This is a genomic window from Pseudomonas sp. MLB6B, assembly GCF_054508135.1.
Window position 1 is genome coordinate 4,315,547 of the sequence record NZ_CP199313.1, and the last position, 21,095, is coordinate 4,336,641.

Consider the following 21,095-nt stretch of genomic DNA (forward strand, 5'->3'; position numbering starts at 1 on the left):
AAACCGGTTTCAATACAGCAAATGTTTGAAGGTTCGTCAATCTATCTTTGGGCACATGCTGCATTCGGGCGCAATCCCCGCACCAAAACAGGACCCTCGACCGCTAAGGCTGTGTCGAGCTGCGAGATTGTCTTTTGAAATGGCGTTGTTTCCGACAGAATTCTTCGTAGCCCTGAGCCGCGAGTGGATTTTCTCATGATGAGTTTCGTTCGAGTCGGATACGGGTTGCGTTGGAGTCTGCCGTTGCTGGCGTTCATCGGCGCTTTCCTTCTGGGCTGGATTTTGCTGCAGCGTTTCGACGCGGATGCTCGGCGCATCGAGCAGATACGCACCGGCGAAGTGGCGACCACTTTTGCAGTGGCGGTGGAAAAAGTGCTCGAGCGGACGCTGACGGCCAACCGCACATTGGCGGTGATGGTCTATCAGGGGCACGGCCGTGTGCCGGACTTCACCGCCCTCGCGCATTTTCTGCTGCCGCTGTACAAGGGCGCCTATGCGTTTTCGCTAGCCCCGCAAGGCATCATCCGCCAGGTCGAGCCGCTGGACCGCAACTTGATCGTGCGCGACCACGACCTGCTCGAGTTCTACGACCGCAAGCAGGTCTTGGCAGCGCTGGACCCCAAGTCGCCTCGCCTGCAGTTCACCGGGCCGTTCACCTTGATCCAAGGACCGTTGGGCGCCATTGGCATGCTCCCAGTATTTCTACCGGATGCCGGTGGAAAACCGCGCTTCTGGGGCTATACGGTCGTCACCCTGACACTGCCCGAGGCGTTGGAAGACGCCAACTTGCCTGCCATCGAGGCTCAAGGCTATGCCTATGTGCTGTCGGGCATGGATGCCGAAACCGGCGAGCGTCGCGTACTGCTGCGCTCGCAAGAGGCACCGGTCGCGGGGCTGTGCCGCGATGTCGAGATCGGCGCCACGACGTGGAGCCTATGTGTCGCGCCGTTGCGCTCGACAGCGGCGGATGCCCGGCATTACTTCGAGTTCGGTTTGATCCTGCTGGGCAGCGCCTCGCTCGCCTGGCTGATGCATGCCCTGCTGAGCCTGCGCCAACGCCGTGCCGAACTGCTGCATCAGGCGCTGATCGACCCGCTCACCGGCCTGGCCAATCGCAGGCTGATGCTGCGGCGCCTGGAACAGGCCGCGCAGCGCAGCCGACGGCAAGGCAAGCGCTTTGCCTTGGCGTTGCTGGACCTGGACGGTTTCAAAGGCGTCAACGACCGCTTCGGCCATGGGCAAGGCGACCGGGTATTGATCACGGTCGCCCAGCGGTTGCAAGGCAAGGTGCGCAGTTACGACACGCTGGCACGACTGGGCGGCGACGAGTTCGTGTTGATTCTGGAGGATCTGTCCGGACGCGCCGAGTGCCGCACCATTCTCGATCGAGTGATCGCCGCCGTACGCGAGCCGATTGCCCTGGAGGGTGGCACCGGGCAAGTGCGTGCCAGCGTCGGCGTGAGGCTATGCGAACACGTCTGTGACGTTGACAGTGACAGCTTGCTCAAAGCGGCGGATGCCGCCATGTACCACGCCAAGCACTTGGGCAAGGACCGTTACATATTCGCCGATGAGATCGAAGCGCCAATGCCCGAGACGGGTTGGGAGGGCCACTCGCCTCCGCACGCGTGATCGGGCGCGGTCCAGCGATGGACCCTTTGCACGGCGAACCGAGGCTCTGGCTCAACGCCTTGGCTGCGCGATTGGCGCTCACGAAGACGATAGCGGTGCGAATGCAAGCATGAGCCAGACCCATGGGACAGGTTCGGGGGTCTAGGCCCGCACGATCACTGCGCACCGGCCAGGTGCGCCTGGTTTTCCAATTCTTGACGCAAGGCCGGATCGAGGCGCAGTTGCCGGGCCAGCTCATCGAGGTAGGCGCGCTCCATGAAGTTTTCCTGATCGACCACCATCAGGCTGGCGAGGAACATCTCGGCGGCCATCTCTGGGGTCTGCGCCGCTTGCGCCACTGTGGCCGGATCGAGCGGCTTGGCCAGTTCGGCCTGGAGCCATTGGCGCACTTCGGCATCGCCGTCCAGACGGCTGAATTCACCTTCGATCAAGGCGCGTTCGCGATCGTCGACATGGCCATCGGCCTTGGCTGCCGCTACAAGTGCCTGGAGAATCGCCTGGCTGTGCTGTTCGGCTTGATCAGCAGGGACACGGTCGAGGGTTTGCGGCTCACGGGGCGCAGTGTTGCCGGCAGTGACTTGGCCGGTCTGACTGGCCTGGTTGGCCTGCCAGGCGCCATAGGCCTTGTAGGCCAGCATGCCGAGCGCGGCCAGGCCGCCGTAGGTAATGGCTTTGCCGCCCATCTTGCGGGTTTTCTTGCCGCCGAGCAGCGCGCCCAATGCACCCGCGCCGAGCGCCTTGCCACCTACACCGGAGAGCAAGCCGCCGAGCCCGGCGCCCAATCCGCCCCCCAGGCCCGCGCCGCCACCGGTATGCGTACCGCTCGTTTTGCCGGCGTGTTGCTGGAGCAAGTCCTGGCCGGATTTGAGCAGTTGATCGAGCAGACCGCGTGTATTCATGGCAAATCTCCATAGACGGGATGAGGTATGCCAGGTAGGACTTGGGTGGCCCGATGGGCGTTCAGGAGTTGGCGCCAAGCGGCGGGAAAATTTGCTTCGAGATGTTGCTTGTGGACCGAGCGAGCGCTGTCGAGGGCCTGGGACTTGGAAGACGCCGGAGCGCAGCCAAGCACTCGATTGCAGACGTGGGTTCGAAGCGCTGCGTGGTGGGTCAGGGCCGCAGTGCGGCCCGCCCTCGATCAATCCCTCAGATCGGACTCATGGATCGGGCTGGACCGGCTGGTCGCGCGCTGGTACTGCGCAGGCCATGTCGCTTGGTGGCCGCCCAGGTCGTCATCGGCATGCAGGGGCCAGTACGGGTCGCGCAGCAGCTCGCGGGCCAGGAAGATCAGGTCGGCCTGACCGGTGCGCAAGATGTGCTCGGCCTGGGCGGGCTCGGTGATCATGCCCACGGTACCTGTAGGGATCTCCGCTTCCTTGCGCACGGATTCGGCGAAACGAGTCTGGTAACCCGGGCCGGTGGGGATTTCGGCGTTGGCCGAAGTGCCACCGGAAGACACGTCGATCAGATCGACGCCCATGGCCCGCAGGCGCCGCGCCAGTTCCACGGTTTCCTCGGGATTCCAGCCGTCTTCCACCCAGTCGGTGGCCGACACGCGTACGAACAGCGGCAACTCGGCTGGCCAGGCGTCGCGCATGGCCTGGGTGATTTCTAGGGTCAGGCGGATGCGGTTTTCGAACGAGCCGCCGTAGCTGTCACGGCGCTGGTTGCTCAGGGGCGAGAGGAACTGGTGCAGCAGGTAGCCGTGCGCAGCGTGCACTTCGACCACCTTGAAGCCTGCGGTCAGGGCGCGGTGCGTGGCGTCGACGAAGGCTTGGACGATATCGGCGATCTCAGCCTCGCTCAGTTCACGCGGCGCGGCATGCTCGGGGTCGAAAGCGATCGGCGACGGGCCTACGGTCTGCCAGCCGCCCTCGCCTTCCGGCACGCTGCCGTGTTCGCCGGTCCATGGGCGATGGGTACTGGCCTTGCGCCCGGCGTGGGCCAGTTGCAGACCCGGCACGGCGCCTTGTGCGGTGATGAAGCGGGTGATGCGCTGCAACGGCGCGATCTGCTCATCGTTCCACAACCCCAGATCGCCGGCCGTGATGCGGCCATCGGCGGTGACGGCGGTCGCTTCGGCGATCACCAGCCCGGCACCACCGACGGCGCGGCTGCCCAGATGCACCAGGTGCCAGTCGTTGGCCAGGCCGTCGGCCGACGAATACTGGCACATGGGCGAGACGACGATGCGGTTGGGCAACGTCAGTTGACGCAGGGTGTAGGGCTCAAGCAACAGGCTCATGGACAGACCTCCCAAGGGCTCCAAGGTTATGCGGCGCCGGGGACGCGTCTGACGACCGCCCCCACTACCGCTCTCAGAAACTAGACCTGTCCGGGCAGGCCAATGGTTCCACCGGATTGCCTACCCCGCCGCCACGTGGCACGAGCTGCACACCAGACCCTGTCAGCGCGCTTCGATGTGGGCGATCAGCAACTGCACGCTTTCGTTGCCGCGAAACTCGTTGACGTCCAGTTTGTAGGCCAGCTCCACCCAACGCACGCCGGGGTTGGGCCACACCTCGCGGTCCACGCCGAAGGCGATGCCGTCCAGGCGCAGCGACCCGCACTCGCTCTTGAGCACTACCTTCAGGTGCCGCTCGCCGACGATGCGTTGCTCCACCAGCTCGAACACCCCGTGGAACAGCGGCTCGGGAAAGTGCTGCCCCCAAGGCCCGGCATTGCGCAGGGCGCGGGCCAGTTCAAGGTGGAATTCCTCCACCGCCAGGGTGCCGTCGGACAACAGCCGCCCGGTCAGGTCGTCTTCGACCAGTTGCCGGCGCACCTCCTCGTCGAAGGCCTGGGCGAAGGTGGCGAAATGTTCGGCCGGCAGAGTCAGCCCCGCGGCCATGGCGTGGCCGCCGAACTTGCTGATCAGCGCCGGATGACGGGCCGCGACCGCATCCAGCGCATCGCGGATGTGGAAGCCCGGCACCGAGCGCGCCGAGCCTTTGTACAGACCGTCGCCGGCGTCGGCGAAGGCGATGGTCGGGCGGTGATAGCGCTCTTTCAGGCGCGAGGCGAGGATGCCGATCACGCCCTGGTGCCAGTCCGCGTCGAACAGGCACAGGCCGTAGGGCATGTCGTCCAGCGAGAGGTCCTTGAGCTGGGCCAGGGCTTCGCGCTGCATGCCTTGCTCGATGCTCTTGCGGTCCTGGTTAAGGCCGTCGAGCTCCTGGGCCATGGCCAGTGCCGTGGCCGGGTCTTCGCAGAGCAGGCATTCGATGCCCAGGCTCATGTCGTCCAGGCGACCGGCGGCGTTCAGCCGTGGGCCGAGGATGAAGCCGAGGTCGGTGGAGGTGAGGCGACGATGGTCGCGGCGCGCCACTTCCAGGATGGCCTTCAGGCCTGGGCGCGCCCGCCCTGCCCTGATCCGCTCCAGGCCCTGGTGCACGAGGATGCGGTTGTTGGCATCGAGCGGCACCACGTCGGCCACGCTGCCCAGCGCCACCAGGTCGAGCAGCTCGCCGATGTTCGGCTGCGGCTGATGCTCGTAGCGGCCCAAGCTGCGCAGGCGGGCGCGCAAAGCCATCAGCACATAGAAGATCACCCCGACGCCGGCCAGCGCCTTGCTGGGAAACTCGCAGCCCGGCTGGTTGGGGTTGACGATGGCGTCGGCCGCAGGCAATTGTGCGCCCGGCAAGTGGTGGTCGGTGACCAGCACCGTGAGGCCCGCCGCCTTGGCCGCCGCCACGCCCTCGACGCTGGAGATGCCGTTGTCCACGGTGATCAGCATCTGCGGCTGGCGCTGCAGGGCGACCTCGACGATTTCCGGAGTCAGGCCATAGCCGTATTCGAAACGGTTGGGCACCAGGTAATCGACGTGGGCGGCGCCCAGCAGACGCAAGCCCAGCACCCCGACCGTGCTGGCGGTGGCGCCATCGGCATCGAAGTCGCCGACGATCAACAGGCGCTGGCCCTGGTCGATGGCCGTCACCAGCAGGTCGACCGCAGCGTCGATCCCCTTGAGCTGCTGGTACGGCAGCAGGCGCGCCAGGCTCTTGTCCAGTTCGGCCTCGCTCTGCACGCCGCGGGCGGCGTACAGGCGGGTCAGCAGGGGCGGCAGGTTGCCCAGCACAGGCAACGGCGAAGGCAGTGCTCGAGGTTCGATACGCATGGGGTCTTGGGTAATCCGTGGAAAGTCAGGTCAGCCGCGCTCACCGAGCAGCCATTGCAGCTGCACTTCGTGCTGGCCGCGGTCGTCGGTGACGAACACCGTGCCTTCGCTGATCATCACGTCCCACTTGATCGTGCGCGGCATGTCCTTGGCCAGGGTTTCCAGCACCTCCTGCGGCACGGCGGCGATGTTCAGGTTCTTCAGCGACTTCACCGCGCCGACCACCTTGGTCTCCCAGACGCGCAGGCTGCCATAGGCCAAGAGGCTGGTGCGCTCGGTACGGCGCGAGCACCAGGTCAGACGCTCGGCGTCGGGCTGGCCGACTTCGATCCAGTGCAGGATGCGATCGTCCAGGCTCTTTTCCCACAGTGCCGCCTCATCGACGTCTGACAGACCGCGACCGAACGACAGGTTTTCGTTGTACCAGAGCGCGTAGGCCAGCAAACGCACGGCCATGCGCTCTTCGGTTTCCGAAGGATGGCGGGCGATGGTCTGACGGACGTTTTCGTAAACGCCTCGGTCGAGGTCGGTCAGGTTCAGTTCGAATTTGTAGGTGGTTGACGGCTGGGCCATAGGAAGGGCTTCGTGCTCGATGTAAAAAAAGTCCGCCAGTCTAACCGATCGCGACCGCCAGCGGCTGACCGTCGACCCGACCGCGCCGTGCGGTACCGGCTGGTCGCCGCCTGTGATACAACCCCCCGCTCTGCCCCGCCGCCATGGAACCGCGCATGTCTACGCCCAGCAAACCCCTCGCCGGCCTCAAGGTCATCGAACTCGGCACCTTGATCGCCGGCCCTTTCGCTTCGCGCATCTGCGCCGAGTTCGGCGCCGAGGTGATCAAGGTCGAATCCCCCGACGGCGGCGACCCGCTGCGCAAATGGCGCAAGCTCTACGAGGGCACTTCGCTGTGGTGGTTCGTGCAGGCGCGCAACAAACGCTCGCTGACCCTCAACCTCAAGCACGAGGCCGGGCGCGAGGTGCTCAAGCGCCTGCTCGCCGAGGCCGACATCCTGATCGAGAACTTCCGCCCCGGCGTGCTGGAAAAGCTCGGCCTGGGCTGGGACGTGCTGCACGCGCTCAACCCGCGCCTGGTCATGGTGCGCCTGTCGGGCTTCGGCCAGACCGGGCCGATGAAAGACCAACCCGGTTTCGGCGCGGTCGGCGAATCCATGGGTGGGCTACGCTACATCACCGGCTTCGAAGACCGCCCACCGGTGCGCACCGGCATTTCCATCGGTGATTCGATCGCCGCGCTGTGGGGCGTCGTCGGGGCGCTGATGGCCTTGCGGCACCGCGAAGTCAACGGCGGTGACGGCCAGGTGGTGGACGTGGCGCTGTACGAAGCCATCTTCGCCATGATGGAAAGCATGGTGCCGGAGTTCGACGTGTTCGGCTTCATCCGCGAGCGCACCGGCAACATCATGCCGGGCATCACCCCCTCGTGCATCCATACCAGCGCCGATGGCCGCCACGTGCAGATCGGCGCCAACGGCGATGCCATCTTCAAACGACTGATGCACGCGCTGGGACGCGCAGACTTGGCCGACGACCCAAGCCTGGCCAGCAACGATGGCCGCGACCTGCGCCGCGACGAGCTGTATGGGGTGATCGACCGCTGGGTCAACGGCCTGACGCTGGATGAGGTAATGCGCGCGCTGAACGCAGCCGAGGTGCCGGCCAGCCGCATCTACTCGGCCGAAGACATGTTCGCCGACCCGCAATTCCTGGCCCGCGACATGCTGTTGCAAGCCACCCTACCGGATGGCAAGCCGTTCAAGATGCCGGGCATCGTGCCCAAGCTGTCGGAAACGCCGGGTGGCGCCGAATGGGTAGGGCCGGCCTTGGGCGAACATACCGACAGCCTGCTGAGCGGGCTTGGCTTCGACGCAGCAGCCATCGCCGCGCTGCGCCGCGACGGTACGATCTGAGCACTGACGCCGAGCTTGAAACGCGGACAAAAGAAACCCCGGTCGCTGGGGAAAGACGACCGGGGTCGAAGCCAAAGCCAAGTTTGGGCTTTGCGTGGACGTCGGGCCGGCACCGGAGCCAAGTGCCGTACCGACGACCATTGATAAGTCTGACGGTGCGCTCAGGCGAAGGTTCCCTGCGGCACTTTGCATTGTTGCAACGCCGCGATCACGCAAGGCTGCAAGCGGCCTTCTGCGATCTGCAAGTCGCGGTGCAGACCGTCGACCAGGTCGACCAGCAGGCGTTGGTCCTGCAATTGGTGTTGGCTGACGGTGCGGCTCAGCGTCTGCTGGCCTTGGCTGTTGAGGACGGTGAGCAAGCGCTGGCCGCTGGCATCTTCTGCGCCGAGCTGGGTGTGGTAAGGCGTCAAGGCATCGTTGAGCAGTCTGCAGATTCGTTCCATCCGGCGTACTCGCTTGTTGTGTTGGATACAGGGTAGAGACCTGCAAGCGAAGCGGAAAGTTCGCGTGCCGCGCGCTAGAGCGGCGCTGTCGGCGTTGAGCGAGCGGCCTTGGCGAGTTTGCGCGCATGGCGCAATGCGTGGCTGAGCGCCGGGGTGGACAAGGGCCAGTGCAACTCCCCTACCACACACAAGCCCTGCTCACGCGCCAGGTGCGCCAAATCAACCTGCTTGGGCCGCGTTCGCCCTACGAACAGCAGAGCCGGGGCACGCGCTGCGCTGCGCAGTCGTTCGATCAGCGCCTTGGCCGGTTGCGCAGGCATGGTCTGGTCAAGAATGAGCAGGTCTGCGGGAGGGCCGGCACGCAACGACTGGGGGGCCAACAGGGGGTCGTCGAGCAGACGCACACGGTAGATTCCCTGCGCATTGCAGGCCTGGTGCAGGGCGATTTGGTGAAAGGGATGCTGCTGATGGATCAGGACGCTGAGCCGTTGCATGGATCGCTCCGCATGCCGCCTGCGCGGCGAGAAAGACGCGCCACTTTAGGAAAGCATCCGGGGTAGATATATAGGAAATTACTTAATCGGCGATCAGAAGCATCCCATACCCCAGAGTGGGTATGGGACGTCTGCTACCAGCGCAGCTCAAGAACCCGAGGCGCGACTGGCATCACCACACAGGGCGCATTACACCTATGTGTGGCAGCACCCGCTCCGAGGGTTGGAGCGGGTCTGATTACAGTGGCTTGCCGCGGTTGCCGTGCTGGCTGACGAAGGCCTGTACGGCCTTCAGATCGTTGGCCAACACCGTGCAACGCTCTTCCCGGCTGAACAGGTCGCTCAGGTGCGCCGGCAGTTCCAGGGCCTTGTCGACACCAGCCTGCTCCACCGCTTCAGGGAATTTCACCGGGTGCGCCGTGCCCAGCACCACCATCGGCGTGCTCAGGCTGCGACGGCATTCGCGCGCGGCATGCACGCCAATGGCGGTATGAGGGTCGAGTACTTCGCCGGTGCTGGCGAACACCGAAGCGATGGTTTCGCAGGTCTGCTCGTCGGTCACTGCCAGGGAATCGAACAGCTTGCGCGCTTCGGTCCAGCGGTCTTCTTCGACGCTGAATCCACCGCCTTGGCGGAAGTTGCCCATCAGGTCGGCGATGGCGGCGCCGTTGCGCCCGTGCAGGTCGAACAGCAGACGCTCGAAGTTCGACGAGACCATGATATCCATGGACGGCGACAAGGTGGCGTGCAGGGTTTCCTTGACGTACTGGTTGCCGCTCATGAAGCGGTGCAGGATGTCGTTGCGGTTGGTCGCGACCACCAGCTGGCTGATCGGCAGGCCCATGTTGCGCGCCAGGTAACCGGCGAAGATGTCGCCGAAGTTGCCGGTCGGCACCGAGAAGGCCACCGAACGTGCCGGGCCGCCCAACTGCAAGGCCGCGTGGAAGTAGTAGACGATCTGGGCCATGATCCGCGCCCAGTTGATCGAGTTGACCGCCACCAGGCGCGTGCCCTTGAGGAACGACTGGTCGGCGAAGCTGGCCTTGACCATCTCCTGGCAGTCGTCGAAGTTGCCCTCGATGGCGATGTTGTGGATGTTGTCGCCCAGGATGGTAGTCATCTGCCGGCGCTGCACTTCCGACACGCGCTGGTGCGGGTGCAGGATGAAGATGTCGACGTTGTCGCAACGGCGGCAGCCTTCGATGGCGGCCGAGCCGGTGTCGCCGCTGGTAGCGCCGACGATCACCACGCGCTCGTTGCGTTTGGCCAGCACATGGTCGAGCAAGCGACCCAGCAATTGCAGGGCGAAGTCCTTGAACGCCAAGGTCGGGCCGTGGAACAGCTCCATCACCCACTCGTTGCCGTCGAGCTGGCGCAGCGGTGCGACCGCCGAATGGGCGAAGGCGCCATAGGTCTCTTCGAGGATCTTCTTGAAATCGGCGTCGGCGATGCTGCCCTCGACGAACGGGCGCATCACCCGGAAGGCCAGCTCGTGGTATGGCAGGCCGGCCCAGGAGGCGATTTCCTCCTGGGTGAAGCGCGGCAGGTTTTCCGGCACGTACAGGCCGCCGTCGCTGGCGAGGCCGGCGAGCAGCACGTCTTCGAAGTTCAGGGCCGGCGCCTGGCCGCGGGTACTGATATAGCGCATGGGTGCAAACCTTTGGTGGGTGGCTGGCGTGTCACCGCAAGCGGCAAGGGGATCGATGTCGCCCTGGCACGCTGCGGCTGTCCGCTGCCACGAGTCTTCACGGTATGAAGCCTGCGGGCGGCGCTGCTTCGAATGCAGCTCGCAGCCCGAGGCTTGCCACTTAATTCAACTGTTCGACGCGAATGCGCACGACTTTGCCGACCACGTCCTGCAAGTCTTCGAGGGCGACGATGGCGTCGTCGATGCCTTTCTCGATCACGCGGTGGGTCAGCAGGATCATCGGCACCAGGCCGTCCTGCTCCTCGGCTTCCTTCTGCATGATCGATTCGATGTTGATGCCACGCTCGGACAGGATGCTCGCCACCTGGGCCAGCACGCCCGGGTGGTCCTTGGCCTGGATGCGCAGGTAGTAGGCGCTTTCGCAAGCCTCGATCGGCAGGATCGGGTGCGCCGACAGCGAATCGGGCTGGAAGGCCAGGTGCGGCACGCGATTTTCCGGGTCGGAGGTCATGGCGCGGACCACGTCGACCAGGTCGGCCACCACCGACGAGGCGGTCGGCTCCATGCCGGCGCCGGCACCGTAGTACAGGGTCGAGCCTGCGGCATCGCCGTTGACCATGACCGCGTTCATCACGCCGTTGACGTTGGCGATCAGGCGGTCGCTGGGGATCAGGGTCGGATGCACGCGCAACTCGATACCGGCCGCCGTGCTGCGCGCCACACCCAGGTGCTTGATGCGGTAGCCCAGGGCTTCGGCGTAGTTGACGTCGGCGGTGGTCAGTTGGGTGATGCCTTCGGTGTAGGCCTTATCGAATTGCAGCGGGATGCCGAAGGCGATGGACGCCAGGATGGTCAGCTTATGCGCGGCATCGATGCCTTCGACGTCGAAGGTCGGGTCGGCTTCGGCGTAGCCCAGGGCCTGGGCTTCGGCGAGCACGTCGGGGAAGGCACGGCCTTTCTCGCGCATTTCGGTGAGGATGAAGTTGCCCGTGCCGTTGATGATGCCGGCCAGCCAGTTGATGCGGTTGGCCGACAGCCCTTCGCGGATGGCCTTGATCACCGGAATGCCACCGGCCACCGCCGCTTCGAAGGCGACGATCACGCCCTTCTCGCGGGCCTTGGCGAAGATTTCGTTACCGTGTACGGCGATCAGCGCCTTGTTCGCGGTGACCACGTGCTTGCCGTTGTCGATGGCCTTGAGCACCAGGTCGCGGGCGATGGTGTAACCACCGATCAGCTCGATGACGATGTCGATCTCGGGGTTGCTGGCGATATCGAACACGTCTGCGGTAATGGGGGTACCGGTAATCTGGCAGTTCGGGTTGGGCGAGCGCATGGCGATCTGTGCCACTTCGATACCACGCCCGGCACGGCGGGCGATCTCCTCGGCGTTACGCTGAAGCACATTGAAGGTACCGCCACCGACGGTCCCCAACCCACAGATGCCTACTTTGACCGGTTTCACTGTGAACTCCCCATAGAACGGCCGGCGCCCTGCGCCGCCCGTGAAACGTGCCGTCGCCCCATAGCGACGGCGTGCTGAAATTATTTGGCCAGGGCCAGTTTGGCCAGTTGCGGCGCCGGCTGGTAGCCCGGAATCACCTGGCCGCTTTCGAGGACGATGGCCGGCGTGCCGTTGACGCCGATCGACTGGCCCAGCTCGAACTGCTTGCTGACTGGGTTGGCGCACTTGGCGGCCTTGATGTCCTTGCCCTCGACCATCTTGTCCAGCGCCGCACGGCGGTCGCTCGAACACCAGACCGCCTGCAACTGCTTGTCGCCGTCCGAACCCATGCCCTGGCGCGGGAAGGCCAGGTAACGGACTTCGATGCCCTGGCGGTTAAGCTCGGGCACTTCGGCGTGCAGCTTGTGGCAGTACGGGCAGGTGGTGTCGGTGAAGACGGTGATGTGGGACTTGGTTTCGCCCTTGGCTGGATAGATCACCATCTCGCCAGTCGGAATGCCGTTGATGAGCTTGGCGACGCCTTGGCGCTCGGTCTTCTCGGTGAGGTTGACCGGCTTGCCGTCCTTGATCTGGTACAGGTAGCCCTGCATGACGAACTGACCGTCGGGGCTGGCGTAGAGCACGCGGCCACCTTGCAGCTTGACTTCGTACAGCCCGCCAACGGGGCTGGCGGCCACGCTTTCCACGGGCACGTCCAGCTCGAGTGTTTGCAAGGTCTTGCGGATGGCCTGCTCAGCGCCTTGGTTGCTGTCGGCAGCGGCCGTCGCAGCTGGGGCCGCGACGGCAAAGGTGCTGGCCAGCGCCAAGGCGGCGGCAGCGAAAATCCGGGTCATGCGCATGGATACTCCTGAGATCGGACGGGGCGTGCGGGTGTGGCCTGCGCACCTGGCGCGACGACCAAGCGGCCCCTGCTACAAAACCGGCCAAGCCTACCACACTGCGCCCGCGCTGGCTGTGGCCGCTGGCGCCGCCTGGCCGAACATGAATTTCGCTCACCCTCGGGGGTGATGCTGGGCGTGCAGCTGTTGCAGGCGCGCTTTGGCCACGTGGGTGTAGATCTGTGTGGTCGACAGGTCGCTGTGGCCCAGCAGCATCTGCACCACGCGCAGGTCCGCGCCGTGGTTGAGCAGGTGGGTGGCGAAGGCGTGGCGCAGGGTGTGCGGCGACAGCGGCTTGTCGATGCCGGCCACCCGCGCATGGTGCTTGATGCGGTGCCAGAAGGTCTGACGGGTCATCTGCTCGCCGCGCAGACTGGGAAACATCACGTCGCTCGGCCTGCCATTAAGCAGTTCGGCGCGGCCGTCGCGCAGGTAGCGCTCGACCCAGACGATGGCTTCTTCGCCCATGGGCACCAGCCGCTCCTTGCTGCCTTTGCCCATCACGCGCAGCACACCCTGGCGCAGGTTGACCTGGTCGAGCGTCAGGCTCACCAGCTCGGTGACGCGCAGCCCGCAGGCGTACAGCACTTCGAGCATGGCGCGGTCGCGCTGGCCGATGGCCTCGCCCAGGTCTGGCGCACGCAGCAGAGCCTCGACGTCAGCCTCGGATAGCGATTTGGGCAGTGGCCGGCCCAGCTGAGGCATTTCCACCAACAGCGTCGGGTCGACCCCGATGTGCTTTTCCCGCAACAGGTAGCGATAGAAGCCACGCAGCCCGGAGATGAAGCGCGCGGTCGAGCGTGGCTTGTAGCCTTGATCGAGGCGCCAGGCCAGGTGATCGAGAATCAGCGGGCGGTCGGCATCGGGCAGTCGCACGCTACGCGCGTGCAGCCAGCCGTTGTACAGGGTCAAGTCGCTGCGGTAGGACGCCCGGGTGTTGTCCGACAGGCCTTTTTCGAGCCAGAGGGCGTCCAGGAATTGGTCGATCAGAGGATGTTCGAGGGTGGGCATGGCAAGAAGCTAGAAACCGAATAGCTGACGAGTGTTTCACAGGGCAACCGCCTTGTCTGCCTTGCCGGTATATACGTGCAGTAAGAACCGTAACCCAAACGTGCCCATGACAAGCTGGCCGCTGGTAGCCCGTAGGAGTCGAGCGGCTTCTAGTAATGGACGCAAGGTGCTATGTCAATGCACCGGAGGTTCGTCGACGATCTGCACGTTGAATGCATAGTGCCGACCCGTTTCGTCTATGCCGACTTCGTAAGTGACGGTTTGACCCTCACGAAGCTGCTGACCGACTTCGGGCAGTAAGTCCACTTCTTGCGCTGCCGGCTCGGTCGCTAAGCCGGGAACTGCGAGTGACAGGTCTGGCTCGACATCTTTTCTGGACATGATGGCATCTCCATGCGGCACGCCCTCGTTCGAGCGTGTCTCGGATGGGCAAGGGATGGACATTACTTGATCAGTTGAACCTGGGCAGCCTGCATACCCTTTTGGCCTTTTTCAGCGATGAAGCTCACCTTCTGGCCTTCTGTCAAACTTCTGAAACCGTCCGCTTCGATCGCTTTGAAGTGAACGAACAGATCCTCACCATCGCCCGCTCGCGTAATGAACCCATAGCCTTTCTCATCGTTGAACCACTTCACGGTTCCTTCTTCTCTATTGCTCACGTCGCTCACCTTTGTCGTCTGAAGATCGGATAGCTGACAGCGTCGATGCCAGGCATCGTCCAGCCGTATGCAATCCTGCGCTCGAAGCGACCAGGCAGCTACTGGCATTTTTATCAGTCCAATCACGCGGCTTTGGCAGCGACGAGCAGATGTCGAACCTAGGGCAGCACGGGCACCGGCCGCTTGTCCTCGTCGATGGCGACGAAGCTGAACACGCCGTGGATCGCCCGCTCGCGGCCATCGAGGTACATGTTCTCGACGAACACATCCACTTGCACCTGCAGGCTGGTGTTACCGACCTTGACCACCGTGCCCACCAATTCGACGATGGTGCCCGCCGGGATCGGGTGCTTGAAGTCGATGCGGTCGGTGGACACGGTCACCAGCGGCAAACGGCAGAAGCGCGTGGCGGCGATGAACGACACTTCGTCCATCCAGGCCAGCGCGGTGCCGCCGAATAGGGTGTTGTGGTGGTTGGTGGTGCTCGGAAACACCGCTTTGGTCACACGGGTGACCGACAGCTCGGTGCGGCGTTGGATTTCCTGCTCTCGGGGAGTGGTCATGGGCTATTCCGTGTTAGGTAGGCGGGCCAATGGTGATTGGGGCTGCTTTGCAGCCCATCGCGGCTAAAGCCGCTCCTACAGGATTGTTGGAGTGATTGGGGGCCGCGATGGCTGCAAAGCAGCCCCGATTGCTTAACTGACCGGCATTAGGCCATTGGCCGCGTTTTCGTGCGTCGGTCGTCAGGCAAATCGCGCCCACAAAAAAGCAGCCCGGAGGCTGCTTTCTCTTTCGCATGGCAACCTGGGTTGCCGGTCAAACTGCACTCAGGACAGTTTTTCCTTGATGCGAGCTGCTTTACCGGACAGGTCACGCAGGTAGTACAGCTTGGCTTTACGCACGTCACCACGACGTTTCACGGCCATGCTGTCGATCTGCGGGCTGTAGGTCTGGAAGGTACGCTCAACGCCCACGCCGCTGGAGATCTTGCGCACGGTGAAGGCGCTGTTCAGACCGCGGTTACGCTTGGCGATGACGACGCCTTCGAACGCCTGCAGACGGGAACGCTCGCCTTCCTTCACTTTGACCTGGACGACAATGGTGTCGCCCGGTGCGAAGGTTGGGATTTCCTTGCTCATCTGCTCGGCTTCGAGCTGCTGGATGATCTTGTTGGTCATGCTGTGCTCCTAAGATGGATAACTTTATCCACCATCGATACGTTAACTATCGTTCCGCTCGCGGAGGTATTCCTCGAGCAGCTTTTTCTCTTCTCCAGAAAGTGAGCGACTTTCCAGAAGATCGGCGCGTCGGTCGAAGGTCCTACCTAAGGACTGCTTCAAGCGCCACTGCCGGATGTGTGCATGGTTGCCGCTGAGCAACACGTCGGGTACACGCTGATCCGCATACACCTCAGGTCGGGTGTAGTGCGGGCAATCGAGCAGGCCATCGGTGAAGGAGTCTTCCTCCGCCGAGCCTACATGCCCTAAAGCTCCGGGCAGCAGCCGTGTAACCGCATCGATCAGGACCATGGCTGGCAGCTCGCCACCAGACAGTACATAGTCGCCAATCGACCACTCTTCATCGACATGAGCTTCGATGAAACGCTCGTCGATGCCTTCGTAACGACCGGCGATCAGGATCAACGATTCCTGTTCTGCCAGGTCTTTGACCGCTTGCTGAGTCAGCGTGCGGCCTTGTGGCGAGAGGTAGATCACTTTCGCCGCTGCTCTGGTCGCCTGCTTGGCGTTGGCCAAGGCATCCTCCAGAGGCTTGATTTTCATCACCATCCCCGGACCACCCCCGAAAGGCCGATCGTCCACCGTATGGTGACGATCCGTGGTGTAGTCCCGCGGATTCCAGCAGGTCAGTTGCAACAGGCCCTGCTTCACCGCGCGGCTGGTAATGCCGTACTCGGTAATGGCCGAAAACATCTCGGGGAACAACGTGATGACGTCTACGCGAAGGTTACCCATCGTTTAGAAGTCCGCGTCCCACTCGACCCGCATCACACCGGCTTCGAGGTCGATGGCCAGCACACATTGCCGCGTATAGGGCAACAGACGCTCGCGATCATCCAGGCTGCCTGCGCAAGGCTTGACCACTACTACATCGTTGGCGCCGGTTTCCAACAGGTGATCGACCTTGCCGAACAATTGTTCGTCTTGGTTGATGACGCTCAGACCGACCAACTGGTACCAGTAGTACTCGTCGTCGTTCAAGTTGGGCAAAAGGCTGCGCGAGATACAGATCTCGTAACCGCTCAGAAGACGCGCTTCGTCACGATCGTCTAGCCCTTTGAGTTTCGCGACCAGGTCCTTTTTATTGGAACGGCCACTCACCAGCTCGACCTGCTTGACCGACCCTTCGCGCCGAAGCGTCCAGTGGCGGTAGTCCAACAGGTTTTCAATCGGATCGGTAAAGGAAAAGACCTTCACCTCGCCGCGAACGCCGTGAACCGAAAAAATCTTGCCAACGACGATCAGGTCGTCAGCCTTTTCTGGCGTCGCGTTCATACGGTTCAGGCTGCAGCCTTGGCCGCTTCCTTCAGCAGCTGAGCAACACGCTCAGACGGCTGCGCGCCGACGCTCAACCAGTGAGCAACGCGATCTTCTTTCAGGGACAGGCGAACTTCCTGACCACGAGCGACAGGATTGAAGAAGCCAACCTGCTCGATGTGCGAGCCGTCACGCGGGTTGCGCGAGTCGGTTACGGTCAGTTGGTAGAATGGGCGCTTTTTGGAGCCGCCACGGGCAAGACGGATGGTTAGCATTGAACATCGTTCCTGTAGTCGGTGCTGCAAATCGTGATCCTTTCAGGCACACGGGCGCCCGAAAGGCCGCATATTCTCAAGGAATACACGGACATTTGCAAATGCCTTTTGCATCGAGCAAAGGCCTGCATGACGATCTGCACGGTAAACTGCCTGCCGGGGCGGGCAGCGATGACCCCGCCGAAACGGGGGGTTCCGGGCCTGGCGGCGAACCACCAGCGCCCTGAATGGGTTACAGCTTCGGCATGCCACCACCGGGCATCATGCCGCCCAGGCCACGCATCATCTTGGCCATGCCACCTTTGGTGGAGAATTTCTTCATCATTTTCTGCATTTGCTTGTGCTGCTTGATCAGCCGGCCGACGTCCTGCACCTGGGTGCCGGAACCCAAGGCGATGCGGCGCTTGCGCGAGCCGCTGATCAGCTCGGGGTCGCGGCGCTCGGCCGGGGTCATGGAGCTGATGATCGCGTCCATCTGCTTGAACTGCTTCTCGGCGGCGCCCTGGGCGTTGCCCATCTGCGACAGGTTGACCCCACCGATGCTCGGCAGCTTGTCCATCAGGCCGCCCAAGCCGCCCATGTTCTTCATCTGTTGCAGCTGGTCGCGGAAGTCTTCGAGGTCGAAGCCCTTGCCCTTCTTCAGCTTCTTGGCCAGCTTGTCGGCCTTGGCCTTGTCGATGGTCTGCTCGGCCTGCTCGATCAGGCTGAGCACATCGCCCATGCCGAGGATGCGCGAAGCGATGCGGTCGGGGTGGAACGGCTCGAGCGCGTCGCTCTTCTCGCCCATGCCGAGGAACTTGATCGGCTTGCCGGTGATGGCGCGTACCGACAGCGCCGCCCCGCCACGGGCGTCGCCGTCGACCTTGGTCAGCACCACGCCGGTGAGCGGCAGCGCTTCGCCGAAGGCCTTGGCGGTGTTGGCGGCATCCTGGCCGGTCATGGCGTCGACCACGAACAGGGTTTCGACCGGCTTGACCGCGGCGTGCAGGGCCTTGATCTCGTCCATCATGTCGGCGTCCACGTGCAGACGGCCGGCGGTGTCGAGGATGACCACGTCGATGAACTTGAGTTTGGCTTCACGGATCGCCGCTTCGGCGATGGCCACCGGCTTCTGCGACAGGTCCGAGGGGAAGAAGGTGACGCCTACTTCGTTGGCCAGGGTTTCCAACTGCTTGATCGCCGCCGGGCGATAGACGTCGGCCGAGACCACCATCACGCTCTTTTTCTTGCGTTCCTTGAGGTGGCGGGCCAGCTTGCCGGCGGTGGTGGTCTTGCCCGCGCCCTGCAGGCCGGCCATGAGCACCACGGCAGGCGGTGCGGCGTTGAGCGCCAGCTCTTCGTTGGCCGCGCCCATCAGGCTTTCGAGTTCGGCCTGGACGATCTTGACGAAGGCCTGGCCCGGCGTGAGGCTGCGCGAGACTTCGGTGCCGACCGCGCGTTCCTTGACGCTGTTGACGAAATCCTTGACCACCGGCAAGGCCACATCGGCCTCGAGCAACGCCATGCGCACTTCGCGCAGGGTGTCCTTGATGTTGTCTTCGGTCAGCTTGGCCTTGCCGGTAACGTGGCGCAGCGTCTGTGACAGGCGGTCGGTCAGGTTTTCGAACATGGTGATCCTTTCAGGCCCAGTTAAAGCCGAGGGTGGTCAGGCGTCCGGGGGCAAGGTGGACATGCCCGAGGCGCAGCAAGCCGGCGATTATAGCGCAGACCTGGGATCACGCACAGCGTACAGCCGACAGACATGCCCTTCACTGATCCAGCCCCCGTAAGGCGTGCGCAGCGCCGGCGCAGACTTCCTTGCCCGCTACCTTCTATGCCACACTCCGCTTCTTTCAGGGCTTGGCTCCCAGGACTTATGCTCTCTTCACCCAGCCTCATCCCCAATCTGCTCGCCGCTGGCCTGTACCTACTCGCCACGCTCTACCAGGCCTCACGCATCCGCCAGGGCACGCTGGCCGACAAACGCCTGCTGGGCCTGTTCGGCGTGCTGGCCGTGCTCGCCCAGAGCGGCGCACTGTTCTTCCAGCTGATCACGCCCCTGGGCCTGAGCCTGGACTTCTTCAGCGCCGCCAGCCTGATCGCCGTAGCGGTGATCGCCCTGACCCTGCTCGCCTGCCTGAGCATTCCGGTGGAAAACCTGCTGGTGCTGCTGTTCCCGCTCGGCGCCATCACCGCCCTGATGTCGCAGTTCGCGCCGGCCGGCACCGTGCCACTGATCAACGAAGAGCCGGGCATCCTGGCGCACATCCTGCTGTCGATCCTGGCCTACGGCCTGTTCACCATCGCCGTGTTTCAGTCGCTGCTGCTGTTGCTGCAGGACCACCAGCTCAAGCACAAGCATCCGTCCGGGCTGATCCGCAACTTCCCGCCGTTGCAGACCATGGAAAGCCTGCTGTTCGGCTTTCTCTGGGCCGGCTGGATCCTGCTCAGCGCCTCGCTGCTCTCGGGCTGGCTGTTCCTCGACAACCTGTTCGCCCAGCACCTGGCGCACAAGACCCTGCTCTCCTGCGTGGCCTGGGTCGTGTTCGGCGTGTTGCTGTGGGGCCGCACCCGCCTAGGCTGGCGGGGCCACAAGGCCATCCGCTGGACCCTGGCCGGTTTCTGCCTGCTGATGCTGGCCTACTTCGGCAGCAAGCTGGTACGTGAATTCATCCTGCATATCTGACGATCGCCCATGACCACCCTGCCGCCTGCCACCCTGTACGGCATGCTCGCCCTGGCGCTGCTCTGGTCAGCGCTGTTCACCGCTGTCGACACCGCCCGACGCGCGCCAAGCGCCAGCGCAGACGACCAGCGCCCGCAGCCTGCCCTGCCCGCGCAGGCGCTGGTGTTCGGCGCGTCCCTGGGCAAATGGCTGGTCCTCTGCCTGGCCTGCCTGCTCGGTTACCGCCGGGCCGGCGAACAAGGTTTCTGGCTGGCTGGGCTGTGTGCAGCCCTGGTGCTGCTGGTGCTGGCCGAATACCTGCCGCGACGCCTGGCACGCCGCCATACCGTAGCCTGCCACAGCCTCGGCACGCACCTGCTCAAACCCCTGCTGGTGGTCATGCAACCCCTGGCCTGTGTGCTCGACGTTTGTGCCCGCCTGGCGCTGCTGCCGTTCAAGCGGGCGGCGCAAGCCCGTGATGCGACAGGGCTTGCGCAAGACGACGCGCTCGAAGAGGAGCCACTGCCAGTGCCCAAGCGCACGGGCCTGAGCGATAGCCTGCAAGCCCTGGCGCGGGTCACCGTGCAAGACATCCTGATTCCGCGCAACGAAGTCGACGGCATCAACCTGGACGATCCCCTCGAGCTGATCGACGCTCAATTGCGCGCCAGCCGCCATACCCGCCTGCCGGTGTTCCACGCCGACATCAACCAGATCGAGGCCGTGCTCAACGTCAAGTTGGTCAGGCACCTGCTCGATGCCGGGCAGTTGTGCAAGGACAGCCTGCGGGCAGCGTGCCATGCCCCCTACTTCATCCCCGAAACCACGCCCCTGCACTTGCAGTTGCTCAATTTCCACAAGCAGCAGCGGCGCATGGCGACCGTGGTCGACGAATACGGCGAGGTGCTGGGCATCGTCACCCTGGAGGACCTGCTCGAAGAAGTGGTCGGTGAGTTCGAAAACGAGCAGACCCTCGAAAACCCGCACATCGCCCTGCAAGACGACGGCCGCTTCCTCATCGACGGGCCGACCCCACTGCGCGAGATCAACCGTTGCCTGGGCTGGCACCTGCCCTGCGACGGTGGCCCGAAGACCCTGAACGGGCTGATCACCGAAGCGCTGGAAAGCATTCCGCAAAGCGCGGTATGCCTGAGGATCGGCAAGCATCGCCTGGAGGTCTTCGAGACCGAGGACAATTGCGTCAGCAAGGTGCTGGTCTGGACTGCTGAGCGCTAGCTATACTCGGCCCACGCTTATCCAGCCCTGCCGTCCCGCCCGCTACCCGCACCCGGCGCCCCACGGCCAGCCCGCTTCGCTGACGCCCGTACGGTCCTGCTTCAATACCCCGAACAGCACCCACCCGCCCCCATCCATCTGGGCTATCGTCAGTTCGGCGAGCACGACAA

22 protein-coding genes are annotated in these 21,095 nt (G+C 63.9%); 4 read left to right on the forward strand and 18 right to left on the reverse strand.

Annotated features, from left to right (window positions below; all coding sequences use genetic code 11):
* The first annotated feature begins 195 nt into the window (after window positions 1-195).
* Window positions 196-1,632, forward strand: coding sequence for a sensor domain-containing diguanylate cyclase (locus ACSMEV_RS19095; RefSeq protein ID WP_459206526.1), 1,437 nt, complete (start codon window positions 196-198; stop codon window positions 1,630-1,632).
* 155 nt (window positions 1,633-1,787) lie between these two features.
* Here ACSMEV_RS19095 and ACSMEV_RS19100 read toward each other — a convergent pair whose 3' ends face one another.
* From ACSMEV_RS19100 to ACSMEV_RS19115, 4 genes are all read right to left on the reverse strand, one after another.
* Window positions 1,788-2,531, reverse strand: a complete 744-nt coding sequence (locus ACSMEV_RS19100) for a tellurite resistance TerB family protein (RefSeq protein ID WP_459206527.1) — start codon at window positions 2,529-2,531, stop codon at window positions 1,788-1,790.
* 239 nt (window positions 2,532-2,770) lie between these two features.
* Window positions 2,771-3,877, reverse strand: a complete 1,107-nt coding sequence (locus ACSMEV_RS19105; protein WP_459206528.1) for an NADH:flavin oxidoreductase/NADH oxidase — start codon at window positions 3,875-3,877, stop codon at window positions 2,771-2,773.
* Between the two features lie 162 nt (window positions 3,878-4,039).
* Entirely contained in the window at window positions 4,040-5,749 is a 1,710-nt protein-coding gene (recJ, locus tag ACSMEV_RS19110) for a single-stranded-DNA-specific exonuclease RecJ (RefSeq protein WP_296263366.1), read from the reverse strand.
* 30 nt (window positions 5,750-5,779) lie between these two features.
* A complete protein-coding gene (locus ACSMEV_RS19115) occupies window positions 5,780-6,322 on the reverse strand; it encodes a YaeQ family protein (protein ID WP_459206529.1) in 543 nt (180 codons plus the stop codon).
* A gap of 143 nt (window positions 6,323-6,465) precedes the next feature.
* On the opposite strand from ACSMEV_RS19115, the gene ACSMEV_RS19120 reads away from it, so the two are divergent.
* Window positions 6,466-7,677, forward strand: coding sequence for a CaiB/BaiF CoA transferase family protein (locus ACSMEV_RS19120; RefSeq protein ID WP_459206530.1), 1,212 nt, complete (start codon window positions 6,466-6,468; stop codon window positions 7,675-7,677).
* 161 nt (window positions 7,678-7,838) lie between these two features.
* Here the strand turns inward: ACSMEV_RS19120 and ACSMEV_RS19125 are convergent, their stop codons facing one another.
* From ACSMEV_RS19125 to ffh, 14 genes are all read right to left on the reverse strand, one after another.
* Window positions 7,839-8,120, reverse strand: coding sequence for a DUF3509 domain-containing protein (locus tag ACSMEV_RS19125; RefSeq protein WP_459206531.1), 282 nt, complete (start codon window positions 8,118-8,120; stop codon window positions 7,839-7,841).
* Window positions 8,121-8,194: 74 nt separating this feature from the next.
* A complete protein-coding gene (locus ACSMEV_RS19130; protein WP_459206532.1) occupies window positions 8,195-8,614 on the reverse strand; it encodes an ANTAR domain-containing protein in 420 nt (139 codons plus the stop codon).
* A gap of 238 nt (window positions 8,615-8,852) precedes the next feature.
* A complete protein-coding gene (thrC, locus tag ACSMEV_RS19135; protein ID WP_459206533.1) occupies window positions 8,853-10,262 on the reverse strand; it encodes a threonine synthase in 1,410 nt (469 codons plus the stop codon).
* A 160-nt stretch (window positions 10,263-10,422) separates the two neighbouring features.
* The gene (locus ACSMEV_RS19140; protein ID WP_459206534.1) at window positions 10,423-11,727 is read right to left on the reverse strand and encodes a homoserine dehydrogenase; all 1,305 of its coding nucleotides are present in this window, start codon (window positions 11,725-11,727) and stop codon (window positions 10,423-10,425) included.
* 80 nt (window positions 11,728-11,807) lie between these two features.
* A complete protein-coding gene (locus tag ACSMEV_RS19145) occupies window positions 11,808-12,566 on the reverse strand; it encodes a DsbC family protein (RefSeq protein ID WP_459206535.1) in 759 nt (252 codons plus the stop codon).
* Between the two features lie 153 nt (window positions 12,567-12,719).
* A complete protein-coding gene (xerD, locus tag ACSMEV_RS19150) occupies window positions 12,720-13,616 on the reverse strand; it encodes a site-specific tyrosine recombinase XerD (protein WP_459206536.1) in 897 nt (298 codons plus the stop codon).
* 174 nt (window positions 13,617-13,790) lie between these two features.
* Entirely contained in the window at window positions 13,791-13,997 is a 207-nt protein-coding gene (locus ACSMEV_RS19155) for a hypothetical protein (protein ID WP_459206537.1), read from the reverse strand.
* 62 nt (window positions 13,998-14,059) lie between these two features.
* Window positions 14,060-14,275 carry a cold-shock protein gene (locus ACSMEV_RS19160; RefSeq protein WP_459206538.1) on the reverse strand — a complete coding sequence of 72 codons (216 nt, stop codon included), beginning with the start codon at window positions 14,273-14,275 and terminating at the stop codon, window positions 14,060-14,062.
* A gap of 158 nt (window positions 14,276-14,433) precedes the next feature.
* The gene (locus ACSMEV_RS19165) at window positions 14,434-14,838 is read right to left on the reverse strand and encodes an acyl-CoA thioesterase (protein ID WP_459206539.1); all 405 of its coding nucleotides are present in this window, start codon (window positions 14,836-14,838) and stop codon (window positions 14,434-14,436) included.
* A gap of 264 nt (window positions 14,839-15,102) precedes the next feature.
* Complete coding sequence (gene rplS / locus ACSMEV_RS19170; protein ID WP_296263352.1) at window positions 15,103-15,453, reverse strand: 50S ribosomal protein L19; 351 nt, start codon at window positions 15,451-15,453, stop codon at window positions 15,103-15,105.
* A gap of 42 nt (window positions 15,454-15,495) precedes the next feature.
* Window positions 15,496-16,248 (reverse strand): tRNA (guanosine(37)-N1)-methyltransferase TrmD, encoded by a 753-nt coding sequence (gene trmD / locus ACSMEV_RS19175; protein WP_459206540.1) that lies wholly within the window; start codon window positions 16,246-16,248, stop codon window positions 15,496-15,498.
* Between the two features lie 3 nt (window positions 16,249-16,251).
* The gene (gene rimM, locus ACSMEV_RS19180; protein WP_314488262.1) at window positions 16,252-16,788 is read right to left on the reverse strand and encodes a ribosome maturation factor RimM; all 537 of its coding nucleotides are present in this window, start codon (window positions 16,786-16,788) and stop codon (window positions 16,252-16,254) included.
* 5 nt (window positions 16,789-16,793) lie between these two features.
* Window positions 16,794-17,045 (reverse strand): 30S ribosomal protein S16, encoded by a 252-nt coding sequence (rpsP, locus tag ACSMEV_RS19185; RefSeq protein WP_296263346.1) that lies wholly within the window; start codon window positions 17,043-17,045, stop codon window positions 16,794-16,796.
* Window positions 17,046-17,277: 232 nt separating this feature from the next.
* On the reverse strand, window positions 17,278-18,654 hold the full coding sequence (ffh, locus tag ACSMEV_RS19190) for a signal recognition particle protein (protein ID WP_459206541.1): 1,377 nt from the start codon (window positions 18,652-18,654) through the stop codon (window positions 17,278-17,280).
* A 246-nt stretch (window positions 18,655-18,900) separates the two neighbouring features.
* Between ffh and ACSMEV_RS19195 the strand changes: the two genes are divergently transcribed.
* Together ACSMEV_RS19195 and ACSMEV_RS19200 are read left to right on the forward strand one after the other, a co-directional pair.
* Entirely contained in the window at window positions 18,901-19,710 is an 810-nt protein-coding gene (locus ACSMEV_RS19195) for a cytochrome C assembly family protein (protein WP_459206542.1), read from the forward strand.
* 9 nt (window positions 19,711-19,719) lie between these two features.
* A complete protein-coding gene (locus ACSMEV_RS19200; RefSeq protein WP_459206543.1) occupies window positions 19,720-20,925 on the forward strand; it encodes a transporter associated domain-containing protein in 1,206 nt (401 codons plus the stop codon).
* Window positions 20,926-21,095 lie beyond the last annotated feature (170 nt).

Coding starts and splice junctions, on each gene's coding strand:
- ACSMEV_RS19095 (WP_459206526.1), top strand. CDS start 196: ATGATGAGTTTCGTTCGAGTCGGATACGGGTTGCGTTGGAGTCTGCCG.
- ACSMEV_RS19100 (WP_459206527.1), bottom strand. CDS start 2,531: ATGAATACACGCGGTCTGCTCGATCAACTGCTCAAATCCGGCCAGGAC.
- ACSMEV_RS19105 (WP_459206528.1), bottom strand. CDS start 3,877: ATGAGCCTGTTGCTTGAGCCCTACACCCTGCGTCAACTGACGTTGCCC.
- recJ (WP_296263366.1), bottom strand. CDS start 5,749: ATGCGTATCGAACCTCGAGCACTGCCTTCGCCGTTGCCTGTGCTGGGC.
- ACSMEV_RS19115 (WP_459206529.1), bottom strand. CDS start 6,322: ATGGCCCAGCCGTCAACCACCTACAAATTCGAACTGAACCTGACCGAC.
- ACSMEV_RS19120 (WP_459206530.1), top strand. CDS start 6,466: ATGGAACCGCGCATGTCTACGCCCAGCAAACCCCTCGCCGGCCTCAAG.
- ACSMEV_RS19125 (WP_459206531.1), bottom strand. CDS start 8,120: ATGGAACGAATCTGCAGACTGCTCAACGATGCCTTGACGCCTTACCAC.
- ACSMEV_RS19130 (WP_459206532.1), bottom strand. CDS start 8,614: ATGCAACGGCTCAGCGTCCTGATCCATCAGCAGCATCCCTTTCACCAA.
- thrC (WP_459206533.1), bottom strand. CDS start 10,262: ATGCGCTATATCAGTACCCGCGGCCAGGCGCCGGCCCTGAACTTCGAA.
- ACSMEV_RS19145 (WP_459206535.1), bottom strand. CDS start 12,566: ATGCGCATGACCCGGATTTTCGCTGCCGCCGCCTTGGCGCTGGCCAGC.
- xerD (WP_459206536.1), bottom strand. CDS start 13,616: ATGCCCACCCTCGAACATCCTCTGATCGACCAATTCCTGGACGCCCTC.
- ACSMEV_RS19155 (WP_459206537.1), bottom strand. CDS start 13,997: ATGTCCAGAAAAGATGTCGAGCCAGACCTGTCACTCGCAGTTCCCGGC.
- ACSMEV_RS19165 (WP_459206539.1), bottom strand. CDS start 14,838: ATGACCACTCCCCGAGAGCAGGAAATCCAACGCCGCACCGAGCTGTCG.
- rplS (WP_296263352.1), bottom strand. CDS start 15,453: ATGACCAACAAGATCATCCAGCAGCTCGAAGCCGAGCAGATGAGCAAG.
- trmD (WP_459206540.1), bottom strand. CDS start 16,248: ATGGGTAACCTTCGCGTAGACGTCATCACGTTGTTCCCCGAGATGTTT.
- rimM (WP_314488262.1), bottom strand. CDS start 16,788: ATGAACGCGACGCCAGAAAAGGCTGACGACCTGATCGTCGTTGGCAAG.
- rpsP (WP_296263346.1), bottom strand. CDS start 17,045: ATGCTAACCATCCGTCTTGCCCGTGGCGGCTCCAAAAAGCGCCCATTC.
- ffh (WP_459206541.1), bottom strand. CDS start 18,654: ATGTTCGAAAACCTGACCGACCGCCTGTCACAGACGCTGCGCCACGTT.
- ACSMEV_RS19195 (WP_459206542.1), top strand. CDS start 18,901: ATGCTCTCTTCACCCAGCCTCATCCCCAATCTGCTCGCCGCTGGCCTG.
- ACSMEV_RS19200 (WP_459206543.1), top strand. CDS start 19,720: ATGACCACCCTGCCGCCTGCCACCCTGTACGGCATGCTCGCCCTGGCG.